A 24,166-nucleotide genomic window follows, 5' to 3' on the forward strand; every position below is an offset into this window, starting at 1 on the left:
CTCCCACATTGGAACTGCGTTGACTTCGGTAATGAGGTCGACATAGAACCCCTGTGGGAGCGAGCCTGCTCGCGATTGCTTTCGCCCATTCAACACACTCCTCACCGCCTGCACCCACCCCGCGCACCCCCGCCCGCGGCGCTCCTTTTGCAGTGCGCGCTACCGAGGTTTTCCTTCATTCTTGCCACGCGTGAAGAAGTGGATGAACGGGTCGGCAAAACCTTGCGGGCAGTGGATCGTACGGCGCAGGCGTTCGGCCGGCTCTGAGATTGCTGGAAGGTCCTGCGGACCTTATCGCGAGCAGGCTCGCTCCTACATTGGAACTGCGTTGACTTCGGTAATGGGGTCGACATAGGCCCCCTGTGGGAGCGAGCCTGCTCGCGATTGCTTTCGCCCATTCAACACATTCCTCACCTCTTGCACCCACCCCGCGCACCCCCGCCCATGGCGCCCTTTTGCAGTGCGCGCTACCGAGGTTTTTGTTCATTCGCAGCGACATATTTCCTCATTTTCCTATGGCCGTCCTTGGGCCAACATCAACCTCGCCAGTCAGCCGAACGCTGACCACCTCAAGGTCCATTCAGAGACCGCAGGTAGCACCTGTTCCAAGGCCGCTGGCCGTACTGCCCAGGACAAAACTAAATCAACAGCTGTGGGAGTGCTCCATGATCAAGTCCTTGCTAACCCGTATCGCTCAGCCACTCGCGATCACCGCCATCGCTGCCGGGGTCGCCACCAGCGCCCAGGCCGGCACCCTGTCCATCGGCCACACCACGTGGGTCGGTTACGGCACCCTCTACCTCGCCCAGGACCTGGGCTATTTCAAGGAAAACGGCCTGAGCGTCGAACTGCCGGTGGTGGAAGAAGCCTCGATGTACATGGCCGCCCAGGCCTCGGGCCAGCTGTCCGGCTCGGCCTCGACCATCGATGAAGTGCTCAAGTATCGCCCGCAATTCTGCTTCAAAGCGGTAGCGGCTCTGGATGACAGCCATGGTGGCGACGGTGTGTTGGTGGGCAAGGACGTCATGAGCCTGCAAGAGCTCAAAGGCAAAGCCGTGGCGGTGAACGAAGGCTCGACCTCGCAGTTCTGGCTCTCGTACCTGCTGAAAAAGAACGGCATGAAAATGAGCGACATCACCGTGCAGAACATGACCGCTGACGATGCCGCCACCGCGTTCATCGCCGGTCGTGTGCCGGCCGCCGTCACCTGGGAACCCCATCTGTCGATGGTCCGCGACAAGAAGCAAGGCAAAGTGCTGATCGACAGCAGCACCACTCCCGGCGTGATCGTCGACGTGGTCGCGCTCAACTGCAACGTCATCGAAAAACAGCCAGAAGACGTCAAAGCCCTGGTCGCCGGTTTGTACAAAGCGGTGAAATACACCCAGGAACATCCGGACGAGGCTTACGCAATCATGGCCAAAGGCGTCGGCGGTTACCTCGCCGATCCGAAGGAACTGGCCGCTGCGGCCAAAGGCGTGCGCTTCTACGATCAGGCCATGAGCGAAAAACTCCTCGGCTCGCCGGGCAAACCAGGTGACAGCGCGGCGCTGATCAAAATCGCCAATGAAACCGCCAGCGAGCTGCAAGGCAAACCCTACAACGTCAGCCACGACGAACTGGTCGACAACCGCTTCGTCAGCCCGCTGTAGGAGGTGGCCATGTTCAAGCGAAATTCATGGTTGAGCCGCTGCATCACGCCCAAGACCGGCTTGCCGGTCAAGGTGATCTGGAGCGCCAGCGGCCTGGCCTGGGTGCTGCTGGTCGGCCTCTGGGCCGGGTTGTCGTACGGCGGCGTGGTGCCGGGCATGTTCCTGCCGACACCCGGCGCGGTACTCGATGCCGCCGTGCGCCTGGCGCGCGACGGCACACTCGGGGTCCACGTTTGGGCGAGCCTGGAAGTGGTGATGGTCGGCTTCATCGTCTCGTCGCTGGTGGCGGTGCCGTTGGGGCTGCTGATGGGCAGCTTCCGCATCGTCCAGGCGTTCCTCGAACCGATGGTCAACTTCATCCGCTACCTGCCGGTGACCTCCTTTGTGCCGCTGTTCATCCTGTGGATCGGCATCGGTCTGGAGCAACGGGTCTCGGTGATCATCTTCGGGGTGTTCTTCCAGCAACTGGTGATGATTGCCGATGTCTCCAAAGGCATCTCCAAGGACCTGATCAACGCCTCGTACACCCTCGGTTCGACCCGCCGCGACGCGGTGCTGCATGTGATCGCCCCGGCCTCGTTGCCGGGTGTGCTCGACACCTTGCGCGTCACCATGGGCTGGGCCTGGACGTACCTGGTGGTCGCCGAACTGGTGGCTGCTTCCAGTGGCCTCGGCTACCTGAGCCTCAAAGCTATGCGCGGCTTTCAGGTGGATGTGATCTTTCTGGCGATCGCGATCATCGGCCTGCTGGGCCTGGTCACCGATCAACTGTTCCGTTTCCTTCGACTGAGGATCGCCGCATGGGCTCAGTAACTGCCGCCAATCATCGCTTCACCACACCCACTGCCGCCCCGGTGCACGCCGCGCCACGGCTGCAAGTGGACAAGGTCAGCCTGCGTTACCAGAAGCCTGACGGCGGGATTTTTACGGCGCTGGAAAAGGTCTCGTTCGAAGTGCCGGACCAGCAATTCGCGGTGCTGGTCGGGCCTTCGGGCTGTGGTAAATCCAGTCTGCTGTACCTGACAGCCGGCCTGGCCGAACCCACTGAAGGCGAGATCTACGTCGGCGGCCAGCACGTCGAGGGCCCCGGCGCGGATCGCGGAATGGTCTTCCAGAGCTACACGCTGTTCCCCTGGCTGACCGTGCGGCAAAACGTCGAGTTTGGCCTCAAGCGTCGTGGCATGCCGGCGGCCCAGCGTAAGGAAATTGTCGACTACTACGTCAACGAAGTCGGCCTGACCGGCTTCGCCGACAACTACGCCAAGCAACTCTCCGGCGGCATGATGCAGCGCGTGGCCATCGCCCGCGCCCTGGCCAACGACCCGCAAATCCTGCTGATGGACGAGCCCTTCGGCGCCCTCGACAGCCAGACCCGCCTGCAAATGCAACAACTGCTGCTGCGGGTCTGGGGCAACAGCAAGAAGACCGTGCTGTTCGTCACCCACGACATCGACGAAGCGATCCTGCTCGGCGACCGGGTCTATGTGATGGGCGCAAGACCTGGGCGGATCAAGCAGATTCTCGATGTGCCGATCGAGCGTCCGCGCACGCTGGACATGGTCATGGAGCGCTCGTTCATCGAGATGAAGCGCGAAATCTTCGGCTTGCTGCATGACGAGTTGGAGGAGGCGCATTAATCGGCTGCCCGCCAGGTGCGCGCATGGCGGGCCAGACTTCACCGTGTTGCGAGGGAGCTTGCGGCGGATATGAGATTCGGAGCAACACATGACCCGTAGCAGCTGCCGAGCCCGCGAGGCTGCGTTCGGCCGCGAAGCGGTCGTAAAATCAGGCAACGCGTTCTCTCAGGTAAACTGCGTATGCAGGATTTGCGAGGACTTCGTCCTCGAACGCAGCCTCGCGGGCTCGGCAGCTGCTACGGATCGCGTACTGGTTAGGGCAAGCCTCTCGCCTAAATACTGCTGATGGACGAACCCGGGAGTTGTTGCGGTGCCTGAACCGAAAAGTTCAGAGTAACCGTGAAGCGGTTCTTTTCGGGCGCGACCTCGATGTGCCAGCCCAGTTTTGCGCAGAGCTGGTGCATCAGTTCGAGTCCGAGGCCGTAACCGAAATCGGTAGATTCCTGATGCTGCGGGGTGTCGCGTATCCGGTTGACGATGCGCAGTTGCAGCTGTTCGAAGGTGATCTCGACACTGCCATCGTCAGCGTATTGCAGGGCGTTGCGCAGGAAGTTACCCACCACGATGCGGCACGCGGTCAGGGGCAGCCGGCAAGGTTCGTCGCTGATGCGCAGGATCAACTCGATATCGCGTTTGCCGATCAGGTAGCGATGTTCCTGGATCAGTTCATTGAGCAACTGGCGCATGTCGAGCGGTTCTTCGCGCAGCGCTTCCGGGCTCTCGCGGCTCATCCACAACAACGTCTCGGCAATCCGCTGCATGTTCAGCACCGAGCGCTCGATCCGCTGCAAGGGCGGGGGCAGTTCGCCGCCGGACTGCACGGCGAGCAATTCAACATTGGCCTTGAGCACCGCCAGCGGCGTACGCAGTTCATGGCTGGTGTAGCGCAGCAGACGCTCTTCACGCAGGCTCGCGGCTTTAACCTGTTGCACGCTGTGGGCCAGCGAATCGGCCAGCACATTGAACTCGCGAAAGATGAAATGCGGTCGGCCATTCGGCGCCGCACCGAGGCTTTCCAGGCGGGTCGACCATTGCGTCAGCCGACCGAGCGGCCGGACCACCCACCACACCAGCAGGGCGATGATGATCAGCGCGGGAATGAACACCGCCAGACCGATCATGCTGATCATCGCCAACTCGTGTTCCAGGTAGGCATCGGACAACGGCGTCTCAACCACGCCACCTGCTTCATGGTCGTGGTCGGTGTCGTACATATACAGCGTTTTACCGTCGTACAACGGGTGGATCAGGATGGCCGTGCCGTCATCCTCGTCGTCGGATTCCATGTCGCCGAAGAACTGCACGGCGCCGAAGACCAATGTCGGCGTGGTGTCGAGCAGGTCGCGGACGTTTTTCGGCAAGGCTTCCTTGCCGATCGCACTCTTGACGAAGTAGTTATCGGGCGGCGGGGTCGTCGGGTCCTGCCGGTAATGCCGGGCGAAGTATTGCGCCTCCTCTTCCATCATCGCGCTGGCGGTAAACAGGAACCCGCGCATGGTGTACACCGGCAGCAGCTGGTTATAGATGATCAGCACCACGGCAATGATCAACAGCAGACTGCCACTGATCACCCACTTCAGACTCAAGCCTTTGCGCATGTCGCCCCCAACTGAACGCCGATACCGGGCAATGTCTGGATCAACGCCACGTCGAAATCTTTGTCGACCGCCTTGCGCAGACGGTGCATGTGCACCTTGAGCGTGTTGCTGTCCGGCAATTCGTCACCCCAGATCGCCGCTTCAAGACGCTCGCGATTGACAGTGGCGGGGCTGGCGCGCATCAGACATTCGAGCAACGTCCAGCCGGTCGGTGACAGGTGCAGCTCCTGACCGTTGCGACTGACCTTGCGCGTTGAAAGATCCATGATCAGGTCCGCGACTTGCAGCCGGCTGGCCTGGCCACTGCGGCGCAGGCTCAGGGCACGAATCCGCGCAACCAGTTCCGGCAGCTCGAAAGGCTTGACCAGATAATCGTCGGCCCCGACCGAGAAACTGGCGAGTTTGTCGGCCAGGGCATCCAGCGAGGTGAGCATCAGGATCGGTGTCTGATTGCCCTGTTCGCGCAGCTTTTTACACACCTGCTGGCCGTCCAGACGCGGCAGCATGATATCGAGCAAGATCACGTCATAGTGCTGGGCAAGCGCCAGGTTCAAACCCCTTTGCCCGTCACTGGCGTGGTCGCAGACGATCCCGGTGATTTCCAGGTACTCGATGACAGTGTTCGCTAGGTCGATGTTGTCTTCGACCAACAACAGATGAATATGCACGCACAGACCTACGGTTTTTCACTAGTGGGGCAGAGGATAGCGGAGTTGCGATTCTTCGCGACAATGTTCACCTGACGTTAACCCGCGGCTCCTTATCGTGACGGCGTGTTTCAACAACAGGACCTCGACATGCAACCCGCAGGCTCGGAAAAGGAAAGCGACCACTACACCGCACAGTTTATTTTTTGCTTGCTGCTGGTGCTGGGCATCGCCATTGGCATGGCCATCTACATCTCCCAACTGAATACCTGGATCGACAAGAGAAGAGCCTATTCAACCCCCCACTCGTTTGAGTGCGGCAGAGGGCAGGGCGTCTTCATCATCGACCCCAGCGGCAAACGCCGTGATTGCTACTTTGTTGAAGAGACCGAGGACGCTGAAGATCAATAGCGGCAAATGCCGGTGGCATCAGCCCGCGAAATTCAATCGCAAGAAACGTAGTTCTTGCGTTTGAATCCGCAATTACTCTGAATACGTCCTCTGACACAGATGAACGATCGCCTTCAACGTCCAGCGACGTCTGAAGCCCTCGTCGGATCAAGGAGTCAACCATGTCGTACGTGTTCAAACTGATGAAATCCCCCGTCGGCACCCTCACCCTGGTCGCCAAAGGCAGCAAGCTCTGCGCGATCCTGTGGGAAAACGAAAAGCTCAATCGGGTTCGTCTCGGCCCGTTGCACGAAGATATCCACAGCCCCGCGTTGCTGGAGACTGAGCGTCAACTTAATCAGTACTTTGCGGGTGAGCGTGATTGCTTTGAGCTGGAGCTTGATTTTGCCGGGACGGAGTTTCAGCAAAAGGTTTGGCACGCGCTGCTGACGATACCGTTTGGGGAGACGCGGAGTTATAGCCAGATTGCCCAGCAGATTGGTAACCCGAAAGCGGTTCGGGCGGTGGGGGCGGCGAATGGGAAGAATCCGCTTTCGATTGTTGCGCCGTGCCATCGGGTGATTGGGGCTTCGGGGAGTTTGACCGGGTTTGCGGGTGGGTTGGGGGCGAAGCAGTTTTTGTTGGGGTTGGAGGGGAGGGGGACGTTGGGGCTTTGAGGGTACAAAATCGCCGAGAAACGATTAGATGGCGGCTCGGTACAAGTTGATCGAAGGGGGACTGCGAGGCGCATCGGATTGCTTACGACTCAAAGTGGAAGGTGATGAGCTACCAGCTTAATCTTTCAACACATAGCTCTACTTTCGATGACAGAGATGGGATGATGGCGTTATGCTCCATCTAGGGTGGAGATCTCACCTACAATAATGTGAAATCAGCTTAATCAGGGATAGTATGAGTACAGTTAATAGCTCGCTTGGTATACCAATGACTCAGGGGCAATATGCTCAGCAGTGGACTATGGATGCTGAGCATATTTCAAGTTGCGGGCACTACAATTGGATGCGAGATCAAATAGGGGAACAGTCGCTCGTAGTAGAAATTGGATGCGGCTCGGGAATGAGTACGCTGGCTTTGGCAAAAAAGTCAAAAGTTTTATGTGTAGAGTCAAATGAAAATCTAGTTGATATATGTAAGGCATATCTTGTTTCAAATGGAGTGAGCGTAGAGGTCGTTGAGGTTGGTCGGCTGTCGGAAGCGAAAAGCCAGGTTGTCATAATCAAGCACGATTTATTTGATACTTCAATTGATACTGAAATAGCTGGTCTGAGTCCTACAGCCATAGTGTGCTGGTTGATTGGTGCCGCACCAGAAACGATCGCGAAAAAACTGGGGAAAGAGCTTGTTAATTTTACTGGCGCCGAAATGCCAGAGTATCGCGCTGACGTCCACAAGAGAACTTACGAGTTAGGCCGGAAGACTCTTAGTTCTGGAGGGCTTGTGCAAATTGTAGATCGTATCGGCATTGAATCATGGAACGAAAAAACTGAATTAAGACTATCTCTATCAGAACTCCACTCTGAGCTCGCGGGAGATGAGTACTTTCATACGGCGAGTGGAGTGTTTCTTAGGAAAGCTCCGCAAGGTTTCAGCCGTTCTCAGATTCAAATGCTTAGCCAGGGGCAGTCTTCTGAAGTGATCCCTGCTATAGCTTCTATAAAGTCCTCACTTAAGTAATGAGTAGAATGGGGCAAAGTAATCGACGTTAAGATGTTTGTCCCTTTTTTAATGATAATCATCCGTAAGGTTGTACGGTTTAGGAGTGGTAATGTTTTTGGGGGAAGGTAAAAGAGCTTTGCTTGAGTTTTTAAGAAATTTGACGCCTCAAATTTTATTTCTGACACTTGCAATAATTTTTAGCACTAAGCTCGATTTGGAGACTTTCGATTTTAGTTTTGAAGGTGTTAAAAGGTCATTCGCTTTTGTTATGTGCTTACTTGTTTTTATTGGCGCTTGGGTAGCGAATATGAGTAGCTTTATCGAGTCAGTACTTAAGTCTCCCGAAGAGCTTGAGAAAATAGCAGCAGAAATCAGATGTCAAAAAATTGCGTTTTGGAAGCGTACTTGGATGCTGTTTTGTGCAAATTGTAGATGTAACAAGCTTGTTTTTTTTGAGGTCGCCTTGGTGGTTGTGATTACACATATTGCGCTTGGTGCTGTTTTCTTTTCAGCCGTACAAAGTGCGGTTGTTAGTCCACTTGTTTACAAATAATCGACTGGAAAGGGAGGGGGGGTTGTTGTTGGCGTGATTTGGCGAATAAATAAATCTGTCCATTTTTTTGGAACTGGTAGGGGGACGTTACCGCTCGCGACAATGCGTTCTATTGGGGCTTGGACACATCCAGAACGAACACATCAATTAGCCCTGATAGTTCTGGTGGTAGCGTTCTTTCGATACTGTTTTTAAGGTCCTGAGCGGTTCCGATACCGTGTTTTATAAGCCCTGCAACCTTTTCATCTACGCCAAACCAGATTGCCAGGAAAATACCCTGTTGCTCTGCGTCCGGGTGGATGGAGTAGCGTTCATGCAACTGAGAGGAAGCAGCGGTGTATAGCTCCCTATGCCACTGTCCTTTTACCTCTGTAACAAGCAGCCGTCTTCTACCGCCAATCATCTTGGTCGCTGTGAAATCACTCCGGTTTTCATTTTTTAGTTGATGCTCCGGCGTCACTGAGATGCCTTGCGGCTCAAGTCTAAGGTTGAGGCGCTCAGCAATAATCTCAGTAGACCGAACTTCGTCCAACCGTTCACCTTTCTCATAAAAGCGATTTGCGGAGTTGAACTCTCCACCATCTATAGCGTTCTGAAAGTCCTGGAGTTCTTGGATCACGAGTTGACGCAGACCTTCCACAGTTACTACGGCATCGCGGTCCAGTCGATTTACGATTTCCTGTGGCGTCGGTGGTTCGAAATCTCTCAGCGCTATCTTCCTGACTTGGTTGGCATGCATGCTCTTTAAGTCCTTGTGAAGGTCTGCGAAGCGCAGGTCGGCAAGAAGCCGGTCGAGGACAAAAATTGCATCATCGGGATCAGCCGAGTTAATTGACCAGATCACTTCACTCAAAAAGCGGTATGCATTCTCTTCTTTGGGGCTACTCGTTCCCCAGTGACTCGGCAGGTCTACCTTAGGCCATTTGTCGAAGAAAGCGTCTAGAATGGCTTCCACTTTGCTTAATGTGAGCTTGGGCCAATAGGGATGATCAATATAACTCATTCGCCCAGACCGCTCGTGAAATAAAAGAACCGTATCTTTGTCGGCTTTGAGCCAGTTCCAGTATGTTTCTGGTGTGTTTTCCAGAAAATACCATGCGCGTACGAACCAAAATACACGTTTCTGTTCAATGTCTTCTATGCCGGTCGGATTGGGCCAATTGGACATGAACTCTGCACAACGTTCTGCAATGATTTTTTTCAATTCATCACGATTGCCATACTGAGCAGCTATCTCAAAAAGTGCATTCAGTGGCCCAAGAGCCAACCCCTGAAAATTTCTAAGCCATTCAATTGATAGCACGGAACGCGAATGGCTGAAGACTTTGTCGCCGCGCAGCAGCCAAATTTCAGGATGAATACATCCCGACTGTGCCAGTTGTGGCTCAACGTATTGCCGGAGAAAATTCTCGGCACTCGCAGTATCAGGGAAAATTAGGCGATCAGTTTCGGCCTTCAGTGCATCACGTTCTTCGTTGGAGACCGTACTGTATTTTGTGTCAATGTTGGTTCTCAGCGCCTTCAGAAGTCGAAGATCAACACCGTCTAAGTTCCCATTAACACGCATAATCTCCAAGCAAGCCGCATAAAGGATCATTACAGAGTGCAAACACTCTGAAGCGCACTGTAGTTCAGCTAGCCTAAGCAGGTCGGGGATTTTCGGAGCAATGAAGTCGAGACAGTTTCTGAGCGCGTTACGAACTAGCGTCTCATCTCCAAGTTCTTGCTCAACTTCGTCTTGACTCATAAGCACCAACTCGGCAAAGCGGACGAGACAACCCCAGTGGCGTCCACCTTCGACTAGTTCCCGGTTATCTTGGATATACTTGATGTTCAATGCGCGGTTGTCGTCTTGTTGCCTGCGACAGCGCTTCATTCTTCGGGTATGCCTAAACCTCGGGATTCGATGTTCTCGTTCAGATTGCAACACAGCCCTGTTGTAATTAACCCACTCTCGCATGAATGAAGGTTTTTTCGATGCTTGCTCGCGCATGTGCCGCCGCAAACTGTCTGGGCCTCTTTCTGCTATATTTCGATGGTGTTGATGTCCAGTCATGAAACTTGCCCACAAATTCGGGTTGTCGGTCTCAAACGCTAGATCGACTACGAATTTACGATCATCAGAGTAAAAATGAAGACCAGAATGGGAGTGGAAATCGAACTTATGTATCCTGGTTTCGAAAATCTGATCACGGTCAGTTAGTTTTCCGAACACATGGGCGATAATGCCTTGACGCAAGTCATCATCCTCTCGAATCACTTTAACCGCTGTGCTTTGGCTTGCAGATTTTTGCTCATGAAAATTCAGATTTTCGACCCATTGCCAAACGCGTTTTGGATCAAATGGAGGTGCTGCCAAATCGAAATAACGGTCAAGCATTGAACCTATTATCTTGCTCATGCCGCTTCGACAATCGCACTCATAAGTCCTCTTGCCGCATTTGCAAAAAAGACCTTTGCTTAGCTCATCCAAAAGACATTCAATGACCGTTAAGTTTAATCCATTGATGAAACTCTTTACAAAGTAGCGCGCACCTATCGTTCGCTCTCGGTGCTCTAGGAGACCTAAAAATAAGTTTGCACAGGCTCGAAAAAAATCAGCAAGATAAGCCTGCTCAAGTTTCTCCGGTCCTAAAGCTTCGATAATTTTGGCTGAAACTTTTAATGAGGCTTGACTTGCTTCAGCAATGAGGGCTGTCAAGTCGGCGCGATGATCATGATCCACTATTTCGAGTAAACATGCACTCGCCACTAGGCGAGTGTTTTCGCTTTCGTCCGACGTTAGAACGAGTTGGCGTAACTCATCTTTTAATTTCTCAATCGCTGGCGACCCCGCCAAAAGCTCAAGAATTAGATCGCGTAAGTGACCATCACTTCCGCTCACAAGAAGAGGTTTGATCTCATCCATAACATCTTGGGTGAAGAAACCTGCAGCACTGAATCTTCGCCAGAAATCTCCCCGTCTAAAATAGGGATCTTTGGTTTCAACTGCTTTCAGCCGCTTTACAAGCAGGCGTTTTGACGAATTTTCAAGCTGGGAAGGGTCGCCGTTCGCAAGTACTGCATAAGGGTCAAGTTCGATTGCGGACTCCTGAATAGACTTGTTACCTAGCGATGCCATCCAGCCCAGAAGCCCCCTGAGTTCATCTCGAACTATGGAGTTAGGTGCAATAATAGGGAGGCACTTAGGAAGTGTCAGAGCGTCCGCCGGGTCTGCTATCCGCTTGGTAAGATAGTCTGCCGCACAGTATTCAGCGACGATCTTGTGAACGGGACGATGTTGATCTGCACTATCGCCAGGTTTAAAAAGTCGAGTTGCTAGGATGCCTTCAGCCGATGTGTTGCCGCGAAATAATGATGCAAGCAAAGGATACATTCGGTCTTCAGTGGCTTCGCTCATGCCAATTCCTTCAGCACCAGACAACAAAAGCTTGGCGAAAACTTCCGATGATAAGTCAACTTTTTGAGTGGTCGAAAGTGTCGAATTGGTTCTCGCTATATTGATGTTAGCTTCCTTCGCCAAATGTTCGACTGCTTGTGAGAAAATAGACCGTTTGTCAGTGAAATATCTTTCGCTTTCGATATAGGCAGCAGCAAACAGTTTCAAAAACTGAGGGTTTGGGAGTAACGCGTCTAAATCAAATCGAGAAACTTCGGCTTGGAACGCTGAGAAATCTTCACCTTGCACATGATGTTCAAAAATCGTCCGCTGTTCCGCCTCATCAAACTCGCATAGTCTAACTACTAGTGGTGGGTGCCCAAGAAAGTCTTTGAATGCGTTTGTAGCAGCACTGTCCCACTCACTGGACCGACTTGAAATAATGAAGTGTGTCGGCTTTGCCTTTCTAGCGTTAGCGAGAAGCCTGTGAATCCCTGTCTGATCGACCTTGGCCAACTCATCAAATGCATCAATCACGAGTGGGCAATTCTCTACATCGGCTCCCATGTGTGTAAACACGTTTGCGGTAATGGTAGAAATGCCCAATTGGTGGGCAAAGCTCCCCATAAGCTCGGTTTTCCCACCGCCGGGCTCGGCCAATACCACAACATAATTTGAAGCGACTAGCAGCGTTTCTTCACTGTATGTCCTGTCATTACACGAGAGTCTGCGCGGAAGATAGAAATTCGAACTCATGGAGGGAAACTCAAAATATAGTGTATTGAACCGCACTAGATTTTCCGGCGGCCATTTTATTTGAGTCGGACAGCTTCAACTGGCTCGTGCTGCTGTCGATAGTACGCCATTTCCTCTGCAGTTTGGGGCACCTCTCAAATCAGTTCTAACGCACGGCGTTCATTAAACAAACCAATCCATTCCAAGGTGGCGATAGTCAATCGCACTCAGTTCTTCCTATTGCCCCGCGATGATGGATCACTTTGGTCTTGAGCATGCCGGTGGTCTGAGCCGAGACGTCGATAACCGCATCTGCCAAGCGCTGGGTGTTGAGGATACGACAGATATTGGCCGTTTCCTGCCTGTTGCGAGCTGGCTAGAAACGGTCCGAATCAGTCAGTCTAGATAAACTGGATTTGAAAGTTTATGGGGATATCCATTAACTGGTTCTGTCCTAGGAAATGACTACAAACATCTCAATCCCGGCAGAATTTTCCGACAGCTTTTCAAGGTTGCCGGGTGGGAAGGTCTGTGGATAACCTCCGGGTGTCGCTGCCAATTCAGCGGCCGGGTTTAGCGACCCGAACAGGTATAGGTGCTACAGCACCCCAAATCTTTGTTGCAGGTGTTTTTTTATGCCCGCAATATCGCGTCTTGGCGGCTGTGCGTGGGAGACCTTCGGGTCTGCCGGGCTCCTATATCCCCGGTTCGCTAACCTGCGTACGGTCGCCACCTTTACTTGTTTAGCGACGAGTGATGGTGGTTCCAACTCAGGTATAGGAGATTCACCATGCACAAGGTCACTCCAAATCCACCAGAAACCCCAGGCACTTCCCCTTACGCCTCCACCGATTCCAAAAAACTCCACGACGCCGCCGAGCGGGCGCTGGATCATTACCTCAAGCCGCCGTTTGTTGAGGCGCCGCTGTCCGATAAGCGTCCTTCCAATATTTTTACGGTGATTCCTGATCTGGATAACGAGACGCTGTTGGCGCATGCCTCGGAAACGTTGGCGTCGTTGAATGTGCTGGCCAGTGATTTGGCGTTTGAGCTGGAGGGCACGCGTCGGCATGTGGCGTTGGCGATTCAGCAGATGATTTCGTTGGGGGAATTGTTGGTGAATCGGGCGTTGGATAATTTTGATCAGCCGGAGAGCGGTAGCACTGGGTTCTGAAGACAGAGTGCTTCTGTGGCGAGGGAGCTTGCTCCCGCTCGAGCGCGTAGCGGTCGCAAATCCAGCAAGCGTGGTGTGTCTGGTGCAACTCGATTGCAGGTTTTGGGGCTGCTCCGCAGCCCAGCGGGAGCAAGCTCCCTCGCCACGGGTTGAGTGTTCAGTGAAATCAAGCGGCGCGTTCTTTCAGGTATTCCGTGTCTGCAGGGTTTGCGAGGACTTCGTCCGAACGCGGCCCGCCTCGAACGCAGCCTCGCGGGCTCGGCAGCTGCTACAGGGGAACGTGTCGATCCTGAAATCCCTTGTCATCGGAATCGAGCGGCATTCCCCATTCGGGTTGTCGGGTTTGTAACAGGACAGCAATCGGCGGGACAGTTGGGCTGTGCCAGAATAGGTGATCCATTTTTTCAGGAACGCCCATGGACGCTGCCAAACCCGCTCTGATTCGCGAAACCTTTCCCGTCGGCCCTTTGCAGTGCAATTGCACGATCATCGGCGATCCGATCACCAAGAAGGCCATCGTTGTCGATCCGGGTGGCAATCATGAGTTGATTCTGGCGCGGCTGGAGGCGTTGGGGTTGAAGGTGGTGAGCATCATTCATACGCACGCGCACCTGGATCACTTTCTGGCCTCGGGTCAGTTGAAGGAGAAAACCGGCGCAACGTTGCACCTGCATAAAGAGGATCAGTTCCTTTGGGACAATCTGGAGATGCAGTGCCAGATGTTCGGTGTGCCGTACACGCCGGTGCCGTCGCCGGATCGTTGGTTGGCCGATGATGAAGAGCTGGCTTGCGGTTGTGGCGTGGCGTTGCACACGCCGGGGCATACGCCGGGTTCCATGAGCTTTTGGTTTTCCGAGGCTAAGCTGCTGATTGCCGGCGACACGCTGTTTCGTCGCGGGGTAGGGCGTACGGACTTGTGGGGCGGTGATCAGGCGACCATCGTGCGTTCGATCAAGCAGCGTTTGTACACCCTTGATGAAGAGGAGACAGTCATAACCGGACACGGTCCCGATACTCGTCTGGGTGATGAAATGCGTGAAAATCCTTTTGTGCGGGCCTGATTTTCCGGGCTGTGGAACGACCTGATGGAATTTTTGCTGCAGGCCGTGTTCCAACGCCGGCACGGGTCTATTGCCAACGTCCGTTGCACCACAGAATGTAAAAGTAGGAGCTCTCCATGTTCACCTCGAGTCGTTTGATTATTGTCGCTACTGCCGTGGCCATGCTGGCTGGCTGTGCGAACCAGAACCCGTATGACAACCAGGGTCAGGCCGACAGCGGCTCCACGGGCATGAGCAAAACCGCCAAATACGGTGGCCTGGGTGCGCTGGCCGGTGCGTTGGCCGGTGCTGCCATCGACCACAACAACCGTGGCAAGGGCGCGCTGATTGGCGCCGCTGTTGTCGGTGCTTCCGCTGCCGGTTATGGCTACTACGCTGACCAGCAGGAAAAGAAACTGCGCGCCAGCATGGCCAACACCGGGGTTGAAGTGCAGCGTCAGGGCGATCAGATCAAGCTGATCATGCCGGGCAACATCACGTTTGGTACCGACTCGGCGAACATTGCTCCAAGCTTCTACCAGCCGCTGAACAACCTGGCCGGTTCGCTTAAAGAGTTCAATCAGAACCAGATTGAAATCGTCGGCTACACTGACAGCACCGGCAGCCGTCAGCACAACATGGACCTGTCCCAGCGTCGTGCTCAAAGCGTGGCAACTTACCTGACGTCGCAAGGCGTGAGCGGTGCCAACCTGTCGGCGCGTGGTGCCGGTCCGGATAACCCGATTGCCAGCAATGGCGATGTGAATGGTCGGGCGCAGAACCGTCGTGTAGAGGTTAACCTCAAGGCGATTCCGGGTCAGCAGTATGGCCAACCTGCCCAGCAGCAAGGTCAGCAGTACCAGTAACAAAAAACCTGACTGAACCCCAGGTGTAGAAAGCCCGCCCGATTCTCAGCAGATCGGGTGGGCTTTTTTTTGTCTGTTAGGGCCTCATCGCGAGCAGGCTCGCTCCCACACTGGGCCGCGTAGGGCACAGATTTTGTGTCCACTGAAGATCAAATGTGGGAGCGAGCCTGCTCGCGATGAGGCCCGCACAGGCGCTCAAACTCCCAGCAACAAAAAAGCCCTCGGACATCACCTGTCCGAGGGCTTTTTCATGTCGCGTGAAACCGGGTTATTTCTTCAAGCCGTAATGCTCGTCGAGCATGCCTGGGGAGTTTGGCATTTTCGGCGCGTAATCGCGTGGCGGCTCCTGATTGCGTGGCGGCGTCAGGCGTTCCCGTGGCGCTTGCACGGCGGCCTCGGAGTGCAGGGCGGCCAGCAGGCGTTGGCGAGTCTGTTCGTCCAGGGCCAGGCGGTTGGCACCCTCGGCGAGGTGGTCTTGCACTTCCTGATAGCTCTGAGTGAGCTTCTTGACCAGCGTTGCGGTGCTGTTGAAGTGGGTGATCACTTCATTCTGATAGTTGTCAAAACGTTCCTGAATGTCATCCAGCTGACGTTGCGTGCTGCTAGGCGCGGCATTCGGCAGAAGGCGGGCAACCAGGAAACCAATGGCGACACCGGCAACCAGGGCAAGAGTCGGCAACAACCAAACTAAGAGCGAGTGTTCCACGAGTCCTTCCTCTATAAACGGCTTTGCTTTACGTTAACGGCTCGGACCTGCGCTGTATACCGCGACGAGATCGCAATCATGCCAGGCACAGACTTTTAGCTAGACGAGTCGACCCTTCGAGAGGTCACGGAGTTCCTTCCTTGCTTATGCGTGAAACCCCTGTATTGATTGATGGCCCGGTGGGCCAACTGGAAGCCTTGTACCTGGACTCCCCCGAGCCACGTGGCCTGGCGCTGATCTGTCACCCAAACCCGGTGCAGGGCGGCACCATGCTCAATAAAGTCGTTTCGACCTTGCAGCGCACCGCTCGCGATGCCGGTTTGATCACATTACGATTTAATTACCGTGGCGTCGGCGCGAGCGCCGGCATGCATGACATGGGCACCGGCGAAGTCGATGACGCTCAAGCCGTGGCTGAATGGTTTCGCGCCAAACACCCTGATTTGCCAATGACCCTGTTCGGTTTCTCGTTCGGCGGCTTCGTTGCGGCCAGCCTCGGCGGACGCCTGGAAGCCAGGGGCGAGCAGCTCAAGCACGTGTTCATGGTTGCGCCGGCGGTGATGCGTCTGGGCGATCAGGATCAGCTGCCGCAGCACGGCGAACTGACGCTGATCCAGCCAGAATCCGACGAAGTCATCGATCCGCAACTGGTTTACGATTGGTCTGACGCCCTCGATCGCCCCCATGAGCTGCTGAAAGTGGCAGAATGCGGACACTTTTTTCACGGCAAGCTGACCGATCTCAAGGATCTGATCCTGCCGCGCCTTTCGAATTGATTGCAGTCTGATAAGCGATTACCCATGACTACTCGTACGCGCATCCTCACCGGCATCACCACCACCGGCACCCCGCACCTGGGCAACTACGCCGGCGCGATCCGGCCGGCGATCCTCGCCAGCCGCGACAGCAATGCCGATTCGTTCTACTTCCTGGCCGACTACCACGCCCTGATCAAGTGCGATGACCCGCTGCGCATCCAGCGCTCGCGTCTGGAAATCGCCGCGACCTGGCTGGCCGGTGGTCTGGATGTGGATCGGGTAACGTTTTATCGCCAGTCCGACATCCCGGAAATCCCTGAGCTGACCTGGCTGCTGACTTGCGTTGCCGCCAAGGGCCTGCTCAACCGTGCGCACGCCTACAAGGCCTCGGTGGACAAGAACGTCGAAGCCGGTGAAGACCCGGACGCCGGCATCACCATGGGCTTGTACAGCTACCCGGTGCTGATGGCGGCGGACATCCTGATGTTCAACGCGCACAAGGTTCCGGTCGGTCGCGATCAGATCCAGCACGTGGAAATGGCCCGCGACATCGGCCAGCGCTTCAACCACCTGTTTGGCCAGGGCAAGGAGTTCTTCACCATGCCCGAGGCGCTGATCGAAGAAAGCGTCGCCACGCTACCGGGCCTCGATGGCCGGAAGATGTCGAAAAGCTACGACAACACCATTCCGTTGTTCTCCAGCGCCAAAGAGATGAAGGACGCGATTTCGCGGATCGTCACCGACTCCCGTGCACCGGGCGAAGCCAAGGATCCGGACAATTCGCACCTGTTCACCCTGTTCCAGGCTTTCGCCACTGCGGCGCAGGCCGACGAGTTCCGCAGCGAACTGTTGCAGGGCCTGGGTTGGGGCGAGGCGAAGAATCGTCTGTTCCAACTGCTCGATAACGAACTGGGCGAGTCCCGCGAGCGTTACTACCAACTGATCGAACGCCCGGCAGACCTCGAAGACATTCTGCAGCACGGTGCCGCCAAGGCTCGCGCCGTGGCCACGCCGTTCCTCAACGAGCTGCGTGAAGCGGTCGGCCTGCGGTCTTTCGTCAAGCAGACGCAAGTGGCGGCCACCACCAAGAAGAAAGCCGCGAAAGCCGCGCGTTTCGTCAGCTTCCGTGAAGACGACGGCAGCTTCCGTTTCCGCCTGCTGGCCGCTGATGGCGAGCAACTGCTGTTGTCGCGCAACTTCGCTGACGGCAAAACCGCCGGCCAGGTGACCAAGCAACTGCAATCCGGCCAGGCGCTGGATGTTCGCAGCGAAGACCTGAGCTTCAGCGTCTGGCTCGAAGGCGAGTGCGTCGCCGACAGCCCGGCCTTCGCTGACAGCACCGCGCGGGATGTCGCCATTGACACCTTGCGGGTTGCGCTGACGCCTGTTCAGGAATAATCAACGGTTCGGCCCGACCAAGGGCTGATTGCCATTCTCAAGGGTCGTCGCTACAGTGTCGGCCCGTTTTTGTTGCCTTGCTAACGAATTATGACGCCCCTAGAACGATATCAAGCTGATCTGAAACGCCCGGAATTCTTCCATGACGCCGCGCAGGAAACTGCCGTGCGCCATTTGCAGCGCCTGTACGACGATCTGGTCGCGGCCTCGCAGAACAAACCGGGCCTGCTCGGCAAGCTGTTTGGCAAGAAAGACCAGGCGCCGGTCAAGGGCCTGTACTTCTGGGGCGGCGTAGGTCGCGGTAAGACTTACCTGGTCGACACCTTCTTTGAAGCGCTGCCGTTCAAGGAAAAGGTCCGCACTCACTTCCACCGCTTCATGAAGCGCGTGCACGAAGAGATGAAGACCCTCGGCGGCGAGAAAAACCCGCTGACCATCATCGCCAAGCGTTTCTCCGACGAAGCGCGGGTGATCTGTTTCGATGAGTTCTTCGTGTCCGACATCACCGACGCGATGATCCTCGGCACCTTGATGGAAGAGCTGTTCAAGAACGGCGTGACGCTGGTTGCGACCTCGAACATCGTGCCGGACGGTCTGTACAAGGACGGCCTGCAACGTGCGCGTTTCCTGCCAGCCATCGCGCTGATCAAGCAGAACACCGACATCGTCAACGTCGACAGCGGCGTCGACTATCGTCTGCGTCACCTTGAGCAGGCCGAACTGTTTCACTCCCCGCTCGACGAAGCGTCCCACGAGAGCCTGCGCAAAAGCTTCCGCGCACTCACGCCGGAATGCACTCAGGCCATCGAAAACGATGTGCTGATCATCGAGAACCGTGAGATCCGTGCCGTGCGTACGTGCGACGACGTGGCCTGGTTTGACTTTCGCGAACTGTGCGACGGCCCGCGTAGCCAGAACGACTACATCGAACTCGGCAAGATCTTCCACGCCGTGTTGCTCAGCGGCGTAGAGCAGATGAGTGTCACCACCGACGACATCGCCCGACGTTTTATCAACATGGTCGACGAGTTCTACGACCGTAACGTCAAGCTGATCATTTCCGCTGAAGTCGAGTTGAAAGACCTCTACACCGGCGGTCGCCTGAACTTCGAGTTCCAGCGCACCCTCAGCCGTCTGCTGGAAATGCAGTCCCATGAGTTCCTGGCGCGGGCGCACAAGCCGTAGGACATTTCGGAAAATAAAAAAGGCCTGCAATGCAGGCCTTTTTTATACGCTGAAGATCCCGGTGTGGGAGCGAGCCTGCTCGCGATGACTGAGTGCCAGTCGACATCGATGTTGGATGTCAGACCGCAATCGCGAGCAGGCTCGCTCCCACAGGGGGGCTGTGTTGGCCCTTGGTTTACGCGGCCTGCTGGAACTGCTGCCGATACTGGTTCGGCGACAGCTCGGTGTGCTGGCGGAATAGCCGGGCGAAGAAGCTCGCGTCGTCGTAGCCGACTTCGTAGCTGATGGTCTTGATGCTTTTACGGCTGGCGGACAACAAGCCCTTGGCGGTTTCGATGCGCAGGCGTTGCAGGTAGTGCAGCGGTTTGTCGCCAGTGGCGGTCTGGAAGCGCCGCATGAAGTTGCGGATGCTCATGCCGTGCTCGCGGGCGACGTCTTCGAAGCGGAACTTGTCGGCAAAATGCTCTTCGAGCCAATGCTGGATTTGCAGGATGATCACATCCTGATGCAGCTTCTGCCCGCCGAAACCGATACGCCCGGGTGAATAACTGCGCTGCACTTCATACAGAATGTCGCGGGCCACGGCCTGGGCCACGTTGGCCCCGCAGAAGCGCTCGATCAGGTAAATGTAGAGGTCGCAGGCCGAGGTGGTGCCGCCGGCGCAGTACAGGTTGTCGGCGTCGGTCAGGTGCTTGTCCTGATTGAGCTGAACGTTGGGGAAGCGCTCTTCGAAGGCGTTGAAGAAGCGCCAGTAGGTGGTCGCTTCCTTGCCATCGAGCAGGCCGGCCTCGGCGAGCCAGAACACCCCGGTGGCTTCGCCGCAGAGTACCGCGCCGCGTGCGTGTTGCTCGCGCAGCCACGGCAGCACCTGTGGATAACGTTTGCAGAGGGTGTCGAAATCGTCCCAGAACGCCGGGAGGATGATGATGTCGGCGTTTTCCAGGCCGCCATCCACCGGCATGATCACATCGCTGAAGCTGTTGACCGGTTTGCCGTCGGGGCTGACCAGGCGGGTTTCGAACACCGGGGTCAGGCCGTGGCCCAGTTGTTTGCCGTAACGCAGGCTGGCCAGATGGAAGAAATCCTTGGCTTGCATGAGGGTGGATGCAAAAACCCGGTCGATAGCCAGAATGCTGACGCGCCGCAGGGGCGTGGAGAGTTGGATAGACATATTCAATTTATTCTTATAGGGGAAAGTGGTCACCAAGCGGCTGGATCGTCTTATTTTTTGTCTGATGTGTCCAGTGTCCTGTTATCAACGGGAGGCTTAGGCTCAGGGTTCATTTGCGATCAACAATAACCACAGGTGCCCCGATGATCCCCAGAACCTTGTTCAGTTCCGAGCACGAACTGTTTCGCGACAGCGTACGAACCTTCCTCGAAAAAGAAGCCGTGCCGTTTCATGCGCAGTGGGAAAAACAGGGGCATATCGACCGCGCGCTGTGGAACAAGGCGGGGGAGGCGGGGATGCTCTGTTCTCATCTGCCGGAAGCGTACGGTGGGTTCGATGCGGACTTCCTCTACAGCGCGGTGGTGATCGAAGAGGTGGGGCGACTGGGGTTGACCGGTATCGGCTTCTCCCTGCATTCGGACATCGTGGCGCCGTACATCCTGCATTACGGCAGCGAAGCGCTGAAGCACAAATACCTGCCGAAACTGGTCTCCGGCGAAATGGTTACCGCGATTGCCATGACCGAGCCAGGCGCCGGCTCCGACCTGCAAGGGGTGAAAACCACAGCGGTGCTGGAGGGCGACGAGTATGTGATCAACGGTTCGAAAACCTTCATCACCAACGGCTTTCTCGCGGACCTGGTGATTGTCGTGGCCAAGACTGATCCCAAGGCCGGGGCCAAGGGCACCAGTCTGTTTCTGGTGGAAGCGAACACCCCGGGCTTCGAAAAGGGCAAGCGCCTGGAGAAGGTCGGGATGAAAGCGCAGGACACCTCGGAGCTGTTCTTCCAGGACGTCCGTGTGCCCAAGGAAAATCTCTTGGGCCAGGCTGGGATGGGCTTCGCCTATCTGATGCAGGAATTGCCGCAGGAACGTCTGACGGTTGCCATCGGCGGTCTGGCTTCAGCCGAGGCAGCGTTGAAGTGGACCCTGGATTACACCCGCGAGCGCAAGGCGTTCGGCAAGGCGATTGCAGATTTCCAGAACACCCGCTTCAAACTGGCAGAGATGGCCACGGAGATTCAGATTGGCCGGGTCTTCGTCGACCGCTGCCTGGAGCTGCACCTGCAAGGCAAGCTCGATGTGCCAACGGCGGCGATGGCCAAATACTGGGGCACCGACCTGCAATGCAAGGTGCTCGACGAGTGCGTGCAGCTGCATGGCGGTTACGGTTTCATGTGGGAATACCCGATCGCCCGGGCCTGGGCGGATGCGCGGGTGCAGCGGATTTATGCCGGGACCAATGAAATCATGAAAGAGATCATCGCGCGGTCGCTTTGACCGGAGGTGACTGGGCGGACGCCATCGCGAGCAGGCTCGCTCCCACAGGTACAGCGTAATCCCTGTGGGAGCGAGCCTGCTTGCGATGGGGTTTATGAGTCGATCAAGGCGCCGGGTTCGGGTGATCCTTGTGAATCGCCTCGATCCCCGCCAGCACTTCATCCGACAGTTTCAGGTCGAAACTGGCAATGTTGCTGTCCAGCTGTTCCAGCGTGGTCGCGCCAATGATGTTGCTGGTGACGAACGATTGCCGGGTCACGAACGCCAGGGCCATTTGTGCCGGGTCCAGGCCGTGTTCACGGGCCAGCGCCACGTAACGGCTGCACGCGACTTCCGACTGCGGGTTGAAGTAGCGGCTGAAGCGGCTGTAAAGACTCAGGCGAGCGTTTGCCGGGCGCGCCCCACCTTCGTACTTGCCGGACAGAAAACCAAACGCCAGCGGCGAATAGGCGAGCAGTCCGCATTGTTCGCGGATGGCGATTTCCGACAGACCGATTTCAAAGCTGCGATTGAGCAGGTTGTAGGGGTTCTGGATCGACACCGCACGCGACCAGCCGCGGGCTTCGGCCAGCGCGAGGAACTTCATGGTGCCCCACGGCGTTTCGTTGGACAGGCCAATGTGGCGGATCTTGCCGGCTTTGACCTGTTCGTCGAGTGCCTCGAGAGTGTCTTCCAGCGGGGTCAGGTTGACTTCGCTCTTGTGCGTGTAGCCCAGTTGCCCGAAGAAATTGGTGCTGCGTTCCGGCCAGTGCAGTTGGTAGAGATCGATATAGTCGGTCTGCAAGCGCTTGAGGCTGGCGTCCAGGGCCTGGACGATGTGTTCGCGGTTGTGTTTGAGGTGGCCACCGCGAATGTAGTCGATGGTGTTGCCGGGGCCGGCGATCTTGCTCGCCAGAATCCAGTCGGCTCGATCTCCACGGCTCTTGAAGTAATTGCCGATGTAGCGCTCGGTGGTGGCGTAGGTTTCGGCTTTGGGTGGCACCGGGTACATTTCGGCGGTGTCGATGAAATTGATCCCGGCGCTCTTGGCCCGTTCAATCTGTGCGAAAGCCTCTGCCTCGCTGTTTTGCTCGCCCCAGGTCATGGTCCCGAGGCAGATTGCGCTCACGTTCAGATCGGTACGGCCCAGCTGTCGATAGTCCATCGGGTAGTCCTTGGGGGAAAACAATCATAAAAGCAGGTTGAATTTTTTTTCGCAATCTGCATAATTGCGCACCTCTTTCTGCAGTGGAAGTGATGCGCCGCCTGCCGAAGAATCTTGCCGTTGAACGGACGCGCCGACCCGAGCCCCCGATAGCGTCTGTACCCGGCTGCCTTTGACTTGTCAAAGTACGCACTATTCAGTAAGATCCGCCGTCTAAATTTACAGGGCGGCCCCTGAGGCTATAAAGAATGAAAACTTTTACTGCTAAACCGGAAACAGTAAAGCGCGACTGGTTTGTCGTCGACGCTGCTGGTCAGACCCTGGGTCGTCTGGCCACCGAGATCGCGAGCCGTCTGCGTGGCAAGCACAAGGCTGAGTACACTCCTCACGTTGACACCGGCGACTACATCGTCGTTATCAATGCCGAGCAGATTCGTGTGACCGGTGCTAAAACCACCGACAAAATCTACTACTCCCACTCCGGTTTCCCGGGCGGCATCAAGTCGATCAACTTCGAAAAGCTGATCGCTAAAGCCCCTGAGCGCGTGATCGAGACCGCGGTCAAAGGCATGCTGCCTAAGAACCCGCTGGGTCGCGACATGTATCGTAAGCTGAAAGTCTATGCGGGCGCTGCTCACCCTCATACTGCTCAGCAGCCCCAAGAACTGAAGTTTTAACGGAATAGTTCATTATGTCGGCGACTCAAAATTACGGCACTGGCCGTCGCAAGACCGCAACCGCACGCGTTTTCCTGCGTCCGGGCACTGGTAACATCTCCATCAACAACCGCTCCCTGGATAATTTCTTCGGTCGCGAAACTGCCCGCATGGTAGTTCGTCAGCCGCTGGAATTGACTGAGACTGTCGAGAAGTTCGACATCTACGTCACCGTGATCGGTGGTGGTGTAAGTGGTCAAGCTGGCGCAATCCGCCACGGTATCACTCGCGCTCTGATGCAGTACGACGAAACTCTGCGCGGTGCTCTGCGCAAAGCGGGCTTCGTTACTCGTGACGCACGTGAAGTTGAACGTAAGAAAGTTGGTCTGCGTAAAGCGCGTAAGCGTCCGCAGTACTCGAAGCGTTAATTCGCTTTCGCGTTCAAAGCGCCCAGTCTCCTCGCGGAGCTGGGCGTTTTTTTTGCTTAAAGATTTATGATGTGACAACTTGCCACATCCGT

Annotated in this window: 22 protein-coding genes; 16 read left to right on the forward strand and 6 right to left on the reverse strand. The window is 55.9% G+C overall.

What is annotated here, in order from left to right; genetic code table 11:
- Window positions 1-665: 665 nt before the first annotated feature.
- The 3 genes from AC1DHT_RS13320 to AC1DHT_RS13330 are packed head-to-tail and all read left to right on the forward strand — an operon-like array spanning window position 666 to window position 3,289.
- On the forward strand, window positions 666-1,652 hold the full coding sequence (locus AC1DHT_RS13320) for an ABC transporter substrate-binding protein (protein WP_427543257.1): 987 nt from the start codon (window positions 666-668) through the stop codon (window positions 1,650-1,652).
- A 9-nt stretch (window positions 1,653-1,661) separates the two neighbouring features.
- Window positions 1,662-2,465: an ABC transporter permease gene (locus AC1DHT_RS13325; RefSeq protein ID WP_427543260.1), complete on the forward strand. Its 804-nt coding sequence runs from the start codon at window positions 1,662-1,664 to the stop codon at window positions 2,463-2,465.
- A complete protein-coding gene (locus tag AC1DHT_RS13330; protein ID WP_427531391.1) occupies window positions 2,453-3,289 on the forward strand; it encodes an ABC transporter ATP-binding protein in 837 nt (278 codons plus the stop codon). Before AC1DHT_RS13325 ends, AC1DHT_RS13330 begins: the two co-directional genes overlap by 13 nt.
- Window positions 3,290-3,561: 272 nt before the next feature.
- Here AC1DHT_RS13330 and AC1DHT_RS13335 read toward each other — a convergent pair whose 3' ends face one another.
- Window positions 3,562-4,887: a sensor histidine kinase gene (locus AC1DHT_RS13335; protein WP_427543263.1), complete on the reverse strand. Its 1,326-nt coding sequence runs from the start codon at window positions 4,885-4,887 to the stop codon at window positions 3,562-3,564.
- Window positions 4,872-5,555, reverse strand: coding sequence for a response regulator transcription factor (locus tag AC1DHT_RS13340; RefSeq protein WP_427543266.1), 684 nt, complete (start codon window positions 5,553-5,555; stop codon window positions 4,872-4,874). Before AC1DHT_RS13340 ends, AC1DHT_RS13335 begins: the two co-directional genes overlap by 16 nt.
- Window positions 5,556-5,684: 129 nt before the next feature.
- Between AC1DHT_RS13340 and AC1DHT_RS13345 the strand changes: the two genes are divergently transcribed.
- The 4 genes from AC1DHT_RS13345 (at window position 5,685) to AC1DHT_RS13360 (ending at window position 8,154) form a co-directional block, all read left to right on the forward strand.
- Window positions 5,685-5,945, forward strand: a complete 261-nt coding sequence (locus tag AC1DHT_RS13345; RefSeq protein ID WP_427543269.1) for a hypothetical protein — start codon at window positions 5,685-5,687, stop codon at window positions 5,943-5,945.
- Window positions 5,946-6,106: 161 nt separating this feature from the next.
- Window positions 6,107-6,601, forward strand: a complete 495-nt coding sequence (locus AC1DHT_RS13350) for a methylated-DNA--[protein]-cysteine S-methyltransferase (RefSeq protein ID WP_427543272.1) — start codon at window positions 6,107-6,109, stop codon at window positions 6,599-6,601.
- A gap of 235 nt (window positions 6,602-6,836) precedes the next feature.
- On the forward strand, window positions 6,837-7,619 hold the full coding sequence (locus AC1DHT_RS13355; protein ID WP_427543275.1) for a class I SAM-dependent methyltransferase: 783 nt from the start codon (window positions 6,837-6,839) through the stop codon (window positions 7,617-7,619).
- A 91-nt stretch (window positions 7,620-7,710) separates the two neighbouring features.
- Window positions 7,711-8,154 (forward strand): hypothetical protein, encoded by a 444-nt coding sequence (locus AC1DHT_RS13360; protein ID WP_427543278.1) that lies wholly within the window; start codon window positions 7,711-7,713, stop codon window positions 8,152-8,154.
- A gap of 109 nt (window positions 8,155-8,263) precedes the next feature.
- Here AC1DHT_RS13360 and AC1DHT_RS13365 read toward each other — a convergent pair whose 3' ends face one another.
- The gene (locus AC1DHT_RS13365) at window positions 8,264-12,289 is read right to left on the reverse strand and encodes an NACHT domain-containing protein (protein ID WP_427543281.1); all 4,026 of its coding nucleotides are present in this window, start codon (window positions 12,287-12,289) and stop codon (window positions 8,264-8,266) included.
- Window positions 12,290-13,058: 769 nt separating this feature from the next.
- Between AC1DHT_RS13365 and AC1DHT_RS13370 the strand changes: the two genes are divergently transcribed.
- The 3 genes from AC1DHT_RS13370 to AC1DHT_RS13380 all read left to right on the forward strand — a co-directional run bounded on the left by AC1DHT_RS13370 (window position 13,059) and on the right by AC1DHT_RS13380 (window position 15,348).
- Window positions 13,059-13,442, forward strand: a complete 384-nt coding sequence (locus AC1DHT_RS13370) for a DUF6124 family protein (protein ID WP_427543284.1) — start codon at window positions 13,059-13,061, stop codon at window positions 13,440-13,442.
- 416 nt (window positions 13,443-13,858) lie between these two features.
- On the forward strand, window positions 13,859-14,503 hold the full coding sequence (locus AC1DHT_RS13375) for an MBL fold metallo-hydrolase (protein WP_427543287.1): 645 nt from the start codon (window positions 13,859-13,861) through the stop codon (window positions 14,501-14,503).
- Window positions 14,504-14,619: 116 nt separating this feature from the next.
- Entirely contained in the window at window positions 14,620-15,348 is a 729-nt protein-coding gene (locus tag AC1DHT_RS13380) for a YiaD family glycine zipper/OmpA-like lipoprotein (protein ID WP_054595688.1), read from the forward strand.
- Between the two features lie 268 nt (window positions 15,349-15,616).
- On the opposite strand, the gene AC1DHT_RS13385 is transcribed toward AC1DHT_RS13380, so the two are convergent.
- Window positions 15,617-16,054, reverse strand: a complete 438-nt coding sequence (locus AC1DHT_RS13385; RefSeq protein ID WP_427543290.1) for a Z-ring associated ZapG family protein — start codon at window positions 16,052-16,054, stop codon at window positions 15,617-15,619.
- Between the two features lie 146 nt (window positions 16,055-16,200).
- Between AC1DHT_RS13385 and AC1DHT_RS13390 the strand changes: the two genes are divergently transcribed.
- From AC1DHT_RS13390 to zapE, 3 genes are all read left to right on the forward strand, one after another.
- Window positions 16,201-16,830: an alpha/beta hydrolase gene (locus AC1DHT_RS13390; RefSeq protein ID WP_427543311.1), complete on the forward strand. Its 630-nt coding sequence runs from the start codon at window positions 16,201-16,203 to the stop codon at window positions 16,828-16,830.
- 24 nt (window positions 16,831-16,854) lie between these two features.
- On the forward strand, window positions 16,855-18,210 hold the full coding sequence (locus AC1DHT_RS13395; protein ID WP_427543293.1) for a tryptophan--tRNA ligase: 1,356 nt from the start codon (window positions 16,855-16,857) through the stop codon (window positions 18,208-18,210).
- A 90-nt stretch (window positions 18,211-18,300) separates the two neighbouring features.
- Window positions 18,301-19,395: a cell division protein ZapE gene (zapE, locus tag AC1DHT_RS13400; RefSeq protein ID WP_054595692.1), complete on the forward strand. Its 1,095-nt coding sequence runs from the start codon at window positions 18,301-18,303 to the stop codon at window positions 19,393-19,395.
- Window positions 19,396-19,570: 175 nt separating this feature from the next.
- On the opposite strand, the gene AC1DHT_RS13405 is transcribed toward zapE, so the two are convergent.
- Window positions 19,571-20,467 carry a GlxA family transcriptional regulator gene (locus tag AC1DHT_RS13405; protein ID WP_427531469.1) on the reverse strand — a complete coding sequence of 299 codons (897 nt, stop codon included), beginning with the start codon at window positions 20,465-20,467 and terminating at the stop codon, window positions 19,571-19,573.
- Between the two features lie 242 nt (window positions 20,468-20,709).
- Between AC1DHT_RS13405 and AC1DHT_RS13410 the strand changes: the two genes are divergently transcribed.
- A complete protein-coding gene (locus AC1DHT_RS13410) occupies window positions 20,710-21,846 on the forward strand; it encodes an acyl-CoA dehydrogenase family protein (RefSeq protein ID WP_427543297.1) in 1,137 nt (378 codons plus the stop codon).
- 103 nt (window positions 21,847-21,949) lie between these two features.
- Here the strand turns inward: AC1DHT_RS13410 and AC1DHT_RS13415 are convergent, their stop codons facing one another.
- Complete coding sequence (locus AC1DHT_RS13415; protein WP_427543300.1) at window positions 21,950-22,990, reverse strand: NADP(H)-dependent aldo-keto reductase; 1,041 nt, start codon at window positions 22,988-22,990, stop codon at window positions 21,950-21,952.
- A gap of 248 nt (window positions 22,991-23,238) precedes the next feature.
- Here AC1DHT_RS13415 and rplM point away from each other — a divergent pair, with 248 nt between their 5' ends.
- Together rplM and rpsI are read left to right on the forward strand one after the other, a co-directional pair.
- A complete protein-coding gene (gene rplM, locus AC1DHT_RS13420) occupies window positions 23,239-23,667 on the forward strand; it encodes a 50S ribosomal protein L13 (protein WP_416126365.1) in 429 nt (142 codons plus the stop codon).
- A gap of 14 nt (window positions 23,668-23,681) precedes the next feature.
- Complete coding sequence (gene rpsI, locus AC1DHT_RS13425; RefSeq protein ID WP_002555064.1) at window positions 23,682-24,074, forward strand: 30S ribosomal protein S9; 393 nt, start codon at window positions 23,682-23,684, stop codon at window positions 24,072-24,074.
- Window positions 24,075-24,166: the final 92 nt, after the last annotated feature.

This window comes from Pseudomonas sp. 05N432 (genome assembly GCF_056396945.1).